General features: G+C 60.6%; 4 protein-coding genes, 1 tRNA gene, 1 rRNA gene and 1 other annotated feature (1 of these 7 cut by a window edge). Of the genes, 4 read left to right on the plus strand and 2 right to left on the minus strand.

The window, feature by feature from the left end:
• Positions 1-1,428: a sequence feature (mutual gap in cmsearch alignment for this rRNA model is longer than 100), on the plus strand; it begins 1,238 nt to the left of the window's first position.
• Positions 1,429-1,520: 92 nt separating this feature from the next.
• Positions 1,521-1,635, plus strand: a 5S ribosomal RNA gene (rrf, locus tag ASV56_RS11530).
• A 58-nt stretch (positions 1,636-1,693) separates the two neighbouring features.
• A tRNA-Met gene (locus tag ASV56_RS11535) sits at positions 1,694-1,770 on the plus strand.
• Here the strand turns inward: ASV56_RS11535 and ASV56_RS11540 are convergent.
• Both ASV56_RS11540 and ASV56_RS11550 read right to left on the minus strand, forming a co-directional pair.
• Positions 1,727-3,385 carry a recombinase family protein gene (locus ASV56_RS11540; RefSeq protein WP_082724817.1) on the minus strand — a complete coding sequence of 553 codons (1,659 nt, stop codon included), beginning with the start codon at positions 3,383-3,385 and terminating at the stop codon, positions 1,727-1,729. The genes ASV56_RS11535 and ASV56_RS11540 overlap by 44 nt on opposite strands.
• Positions 3,386-3,770: 385 nt before the next feature.
• Positions 3,771-4,415, minus strand: a complete 645-nt coding sequence (locus tag ASV56_RS11550; protein WP_062562089.1) for a ceramidase domain-containing protein — start codon at positions 4,413-4,415, stop codon at positions 3,771-3,773.
• A gap of 485 nt (positions 4,416-4,900) precedes the next feature.
• On the opposite strand from ASV56_RS11550, the gene ASV56_RS11555 reads away from it, so the two are divergent.
• Both ASV56_RS11555 and ASV56_RS24150 read left to right on the plus strand, forming a co-directional pair.
• Positions 4,901-6,019 (plus strand): SMEK domain-containing protein, encoded by a 1,119-nt coding sequence (locus tag ASV56_RS11555; protein WP_172823745.1) that lies wholly within the window; start codon positions 4,901-4,903, stop codon positions 6,017-6,019.
• A 391-nt stretch (positions 6,020-6,410) separates the two neighbouring features.
• Positions 6,411-6,696 (plus strand): uracil-DNA glycosylase family protein (locus tag ASV56_RS24150; protein ID WP_216635382.1); only part of this gene is annotated, 286 nt, incomplete at its 3' end.

The raw sequence follows: 6,696 nt of genomic DNA on the forward strand, positions 1-6,696 counted from the left end.
TCTGAGCAGGGTAAGCCGGCCCCTAAGGCGAGGCCGAAAGGCGTAGTCGATGGGAACCAGGTTAATATTCCTGGGCCAGGAGATGGTGACGGATCGCAGAGCTAGTTCTTCCTTATCGGATTGGAAGGGCTGGTGAGCGGTTCCTGGAAATAGCCCTCCACAAGACCGTACCCTAAACCGACACAGGTGGACTGGTAGAGAATACCAAGGCGCTTGAGAGAACCACATTTAAGGAACTCGGCAAAATACCTCCGTAAGTTCGCGAGAAGGAGGCCCGGTTGCTGCGCAAGCAGTGGCTGGGGGCACAAACCAGGGGGTGGCGACTGTTTACTAAAAACACAGGGCTCTGCGAAGCCGTAAGGCGACGTATAGGGTCTGACGCCTGCCCGGTGCCGGAAGGTTAAAAGGAGAGGTGCAAGCCTTGAATTGAAGCCCCGGTAAACGGCGGCCGTAACTATAACGGTCCTAAGGTAGCGAAATTCCTTGTCGGGTAAGTTCCGACCTGCACGAATGGCGTAACGACTTCCCCGCTGTCTCAAATGTGGACTCAGCGAAATTGAATTGTCTGTGAAGATGCAGACTTCCCGCGGTTAGACGGAAAGACCCCATGCACCTTTACTATAGCTTCGCACTGGCATCAGGATTGTGATGTGCAGGATAGGTGGTAGGCATTGAAACCGGGACGCCAGTTCCGGTGGAGCCATCCTTGAGATACCACCCTTCGCACTCTTGATGTCTAACCGCGGCCCGTTATCCGGGTCCGGGACCCTGCGTGGTGGGTAGTTTGACTGGGGCGGTCGCCTCCCAAAGAGTAACGGAGGCGCGCGAAGGTTGGCTCAGAGCGGTCGGAAATCGCTCGTTGAGTGCAATGGCAGAAGCCAGCCTGACTGCAAGACTGACAAGTCGAGCAGAGACGAAAGTCGGCCATAGTGATCCGGTGGTCCCGAGTGGAAGGGCCATCGCTCAACGGATAAAAGGTACGCTGGGGATAACAGGCTGATGATGCCCAAGAGTCCATATCGACGGCATCGTTTGGCACCTCGATGTCGGCTCATCTCATCCTGGGGCTGGAGCAGGTCCCAAGGGTATGGCTGTTCGCCATTTAAAGAGGTACGTGAGCTGGGTTTAGAACGTCGTGAGACAGTTCGGTCCCTATCTGCCGTGGGTGTAGGATACTTGAGAGGAGTTGCCCCTAGTACGAGAGGACCGGGGTGAACGTTCCACTGGTGGACCAGTTGTCGTGCCAACGGCAGTGCTGGGTAGCTATGAACGGACAGGATAAACGCTGAAGGCATCTAAGCGTGAAGCCCCCCTCAAAACAAGGTATCCCTTGAGAGCCGTGGAAGACCACCACGTCGATAGGCCGGAGATGTAAGCGCAGCAATGCGTTCAGTTGACCGGTACTAATGGCTCGATTGGCTTGATTTGATCCGGAAGAAGACAGACCTCGTCTTCCTCCAAAAGCATCCTTGGACAACCAGATCCCGCAGGGGATAACGCCGATCTCGCTTCTTTTCCGGTCTGGTGGCCAAAGCACGAGCAAAACACCCGATCCCATCCCGAACTCGGCCGTTAAGTGCCGTCGCGCCAATGGTACTGCGTCAATAGACGTGGGAGAGTAGGTCACCGCCAGACCTGAAAAGCAGCGAGACATCTCTCGAAACGATAACGCGCCAACACAAAGCGCAAATGGCGCGGGGTAGAGCAGCCCGGTAGCTCGTCAGGCTCATAACCTGAAGGCCGCAGGTTCAAATCCTGCCCCCGCAACCATCTTTACTTGCGACCCCGCTGCATCCGCCGCGGGGTTTTTGCGTTGCGCGGAAAGCGTAAGGATTCCGGCAAGATCGCCCTGAACGTCGATCTCGATCCGGTCCTTCCCCGGCGTCAGCACGATCCGGTCGATCAGCGAGCGGATGATCTCCGCCGCCTCGCTGCGCTGCGCCTCGTCGTCGCTCTGCAGCGTCTCGTAGAGCTGCTGCACCCGTGCCCGATATTGCAGCGCCATCGAGGGATGCAGAAGGGGCGGGGGCTCGTCGGCATTGGCCAGGAAATCCTTCAGCTCCGCTTTGCGGGCGCGCAGCTTGTCGCCGCGCTCCTTGACGGCCTCGATCGAGATGGCGTCCCGCATGTAGAGGTCCATCAGCTTTTCTTCCTCGCGGGCGATCCGCTTCAGCTCGGCTTCGGCCTTGTCGATGTCGGCGCCGCTTTCCATGCGCAGCCGGTTGCTCTCCCTCGTATAGGCGTCGCAGAATTCCGCGAAGAGCTCCGGGTCGACGAGGCGGGTGCGCAGGGCGTTCAGCACCCGCGATCCCAACTCGTCGCGGCGGATGTTGACGCGGTTGTCGCAGGTGCCCTTGTTGCGCGCCGTCGAGCAGCCGATCAGGTCCTTCGAGATCGCCGAATAGCCGCCGCCGCAACAGGCGCATTTCGTCAGCCCCGAGAACAGGTATTTGGGCCGCCGGCGGTGGTTCACCTTGCGGACGTCGGCGTTGCCGCGCGCATCGCGCGCGACGGTATTGGTCTTCTGCCGCGCCTTCACGGCGTTCCAGAGATCGTCGTCGAGGATGCGCAGTTCCGGCACCTCCTGGATCACCCAGTCCTCTTCCGGGTTGGGACGCGCCTGGCGCTTGCCGGTATCGGGATCCTTGATGAAGCGCTGGCGGTTCCAGACGATCCTGCCGACATACATCTCGTTGTTGAGAATGCCGTTGCCGCGCTTCGGGTTGCCGTTGATCGTGCTGAAGCCCCAATCTCCGCCCGAGGGGGCGGGGATGCCGTCCCGGTTCAGGGCGACGGCGATGGCCTTGGCCGATTTGCCGGCGGCATAGTCGCGGAAGATTTGGCGCACCACCTCGGCCTGCGCCGCGTTGATCATCCGGTCGCCGCGGATCGGCTCGCCGTTGCCATCGAACGTCTTCACCACGTCGTAGCCGTAGGAATTGCCGCCGCCGGACTTGCCCGCCTCGACGCGCCCGCGCTGCCCGCGCCGGGTCTTGTCGGCCAGATCCTTCAGGAACAGCGCGTTCATCGTGCCCTTGAGGCCGACATGCAACTCGCTGATCTCCCCCTCGGAGAGCGTGAACATCCTCACGTCGGCATAGCGCATGCGCTTGTAGATGCCGGCGATATCCTCCTGGTCGCGGCTGATCCGGTCCAGCGCTTCGGCCAGCACCAGATCGAAGCGGCCGCGCGTCGAATCCATGACAAGCGCCTGGATGCCGGGACGCTGGATCATGCTTGCGCCGGAGATGGAATGGTCGGAATATTCCTCGACCACCTGCCAGCCCTCCTTCTCGGCCCGCAAGCGGCACATGCGGAACTGATCGGCGATCGAGGCGTCGCGCTGCTGGTCGGAGGAATAGCGGGCGTAGATGGCGACCTTCATGGCGATACTCCCTGTCGGATCAGGAGGCGCCGGGTTCCCTGGTCCTGCTCTGCGCCTCGAAATTGTCTCTGGCGGCCTGCCTGCCCAGCAGGCGCACCAGCCTGACGAGGCGCGGGTCGGGATTGCCGCGGGGCGTGAAGCCGAGTTCCGGCTCGCCGAGCAGCAGGGCGTCGAGCAGCGCCTCGCGTTCGCTCCGCGCCATCGTGGCCTGGGTTCGGGAGGCTGGCAAGGTCATAATCCCCAGCATCGGCACAGAGATCCGCTTAAGCAATGGAAATCGCTGTGGAATGATCGGCGGTGAATGGCATGGGCCGGGGTGCGGCAGGGCAGGGTGGCGTAGAGCGGCGCGTTCCGGCGTCGCGCAAAGACTTGCCGGAATCCGGGATCAGCGCGACCGATGCCGGCGCCAGACCTCGATCATCCAGCCCAGCATCACCGCATTGAGGACATGCCACAGGAAATGCGTGCCGAAGGGCAGGGCATCGCACAGAGGCTGATCCAGCGTGCGGAAGGTCAGCGAGACGATCAGGATCCCGGCGCCGATGGCGAGGCCGCGCGCCGTGTCCGGCAGGCGTCTGCGCAGCAGCACCGCATAGATCAGGATCAGCAAAGGCACCGGCGCATAGCTGGACGAGGAGCCGAGGCCGGGGATCATCGAGAACAGAGGCACCGTCGCGGCGGCATAGGGGATGAAGCCCGCCGTCATCAGGGCGGCGATCCAGGGACGCGCCCCGAAATAGTCGCGGGTGGCGGTGAAGACATAGAGCAGGATGAAGCCGAGGATCGGCAGCACGTCCATCAGCCCGGTTAGCCGGTTCGCGTGGGTGTGGAACAGCCAGGAGCCGATGCCGATCACGAACAGCACCGCCGCCAGCGCCCGGCCCATCGCCATCTCCGGCCCGCGCAGCCGCGGCCACAGGACCAGGGCGGCGATCAGGAAGGCCATGTTGGTCAGCGCATTGATCGGCTCGGACCAGTAATCCGGGCCGGTCCGTTCGCAATAGGCGTCGACAGGAGAAAGCCAAGTCATCGGAATCCTTCCGGACAAAGGTCAGGATGCAGCTATCCGGGGCGCAGTGCCCGCGAGGCCGGGGCGATATCCGTGATCATCCATTGTCGTCCATCCAGGCTCATCGTCCCCGTGCAGGATACGGACGCAGGCGAAGGAAGGTAAGTGCTCCGCTGTTGTGAAGGTGGATCGCCACACAGGGCGGAGAGCTGTCATTGGCTCTCCTTCCACTCAATTCCTATAGGCGAGTAATAGCGGACGTTCCATCCAACTTCGATCGTGGCTAATTCAAGCACTCACTGGCCGATCGCATCAGGTGAAATTTTCCGTAGCATCCGACTTAACGGCCGCCTTGGTGCCGATGCTCGCATAGGTCAGGATCCCTCTGCTTGACTCAGACAATATCGGGGTGAACATTGTGATCCGAAGGGACGGGTCGTACTCGGGTACAGATGCATGGCGCGTTCTATGCCCTGCCTGTCTCACAGCCTGGGGAACTTACTCTCATGACTGCACGCGGAGCCTTCGTCGGCCCGATTATCGACGATCTCGACACAATCTCTAGCCGTGTGCGCGCACGCAGCAAGCTCGGATTTACCGACCTCAACCGCATCCTTGAAGACTTCTTCAAGGAGCTGCTCAACCTCATCTATACCGCGAACCTCGTGAATCTTAACGAGATCCGTCGCAACGCGCCCGGACTCGATCTCGGCGATACCACCAGCACCACCAAGCGCGCCTTCCAGGTTACCTCGCAGGCAAGTAGCCAAAAGATCAATGATACGCTTGAAGCGATCAGCGACGCGGACGCGGCACTCTACGATGAGATCTACGTCCTGATCATCGGCGAGCCTCAAGCGAAATACAGCCTCAATCCCGCGCAGGTGGAGCGGGTCGGCTTCCAGCATCGCAGCATCATAGGGATGACCGAACTGGCGAGCCGGATTATAGCCAGCGAAATCGACACGATCCGCTCTGTCTACGAGAAGCTGCGGGCGGAGCTGCAGCGGATCACCGTCGAGCTCGAAGTCGCGATCGACGGCAAGTTCGAGACCTCGCTCGCAGGGTTGGTCGAAGATCGCCCGGCCGTGAATCGCAGCGACGCCTCGCTGCTTTTTGCCTACGACGAGGAGGGCAGTCTGTTCACCAGCCGCGAGGAGGCACAGGCGGCGCTCGATGGATTTGTCGACCGGCTTGAGCTGCTTCCGCGCATGACGCGCCAGTTCCTGGGCTGGTTGTTAGACAACACCGACCTCGCGCTTGGACTCGACAAGCCCGGCATTTTCTCTACCGGGGTGTCCGTCAACGCGGACCTAGTTGCGCGCAAGCACAGCGATCAGCGAGTGCTGCATGAAGATATCCGACTGCTCCGCAGCTGGAAGTTCGTAGATTACGACGACGACGGTGACGGGAATTCGCCGCGTGTCAGCATCAACTTCCCCGGCGCGCATGGGACTAGCCTGTACGAAGCTCTGCCCTATTTCCTAGTTGATCGGAAACTCTCGGCCGAGACCTTGTTCTCGACGATGAATTTCACGGTCTTCGGTCCGCCGCCGGCTGCACTCCCGCCGGTGCCCGCCAAGAAAAAGAAGCAAAAGGAGCAAAAGACGCCGCGCAAGAAATAAAGGAGGCGGCGGCGACGCACCAGAGCCCGCCGAAGAAAAAGTCCGACGGAGCTTCGCGAGCGGATGGCACGCGAGGTGACTGTTCGGCAGCTCGCCGAAAACCCTGCGGAGCGCCAGCCCGCCGCAACCGCTGTGTGTGGTTCGACTTGATTTCCGGGCTTTCTATGACGAGCGCTTCGACCGGACCTCGGCTTGATGCTTACCCACGGCCTCCGTGTGTGGCTTTGCACGCCTCGGCCCTATCCGAACTCTGGTCACACGAAAGCGCGCCAAAGCGCAGCTTTGCGGCAGCTGCCTTTCAGTCCACCTTTCAATCTGACCTGACGTATGCCAGTCTGGGGCGATGAGTGTTGATCAGTTCATTGCCCAACTTCGAGGATGTGCAGCCACCATGAATGTGGCAAACCCGTACAACTGTCATGAATTGGGCATCGACGCGACCCCGGATGTGTCCCATCAAAGACGCTTACAGTTGGCCGCATATCTACGGCACCGACTAGAAACTGCGCAGATCATATTGGTAGCAGAAGCACCAGGGTATCAAGGAGCGCGGTTTTCTGGGCTGGCGATGACCAGCGAACGGCTATTGTCAGGGAGTATGAACTTCGTAACAGAACAGGACATTCTTGGTCAAGTCGGTCTGTTCGAACGAACTAGCCATATCAACGCATCACTTT

This window comes from Paracoccus aminovorans, assembly GCF_001546115.1.
Lineage (GTDB): Bacteria > Pseudomonadota > Alphaproteobacteria > Rhodobacterales > Rhodobacteraceae > Paracoccus > Paracoccus aminovorans_B.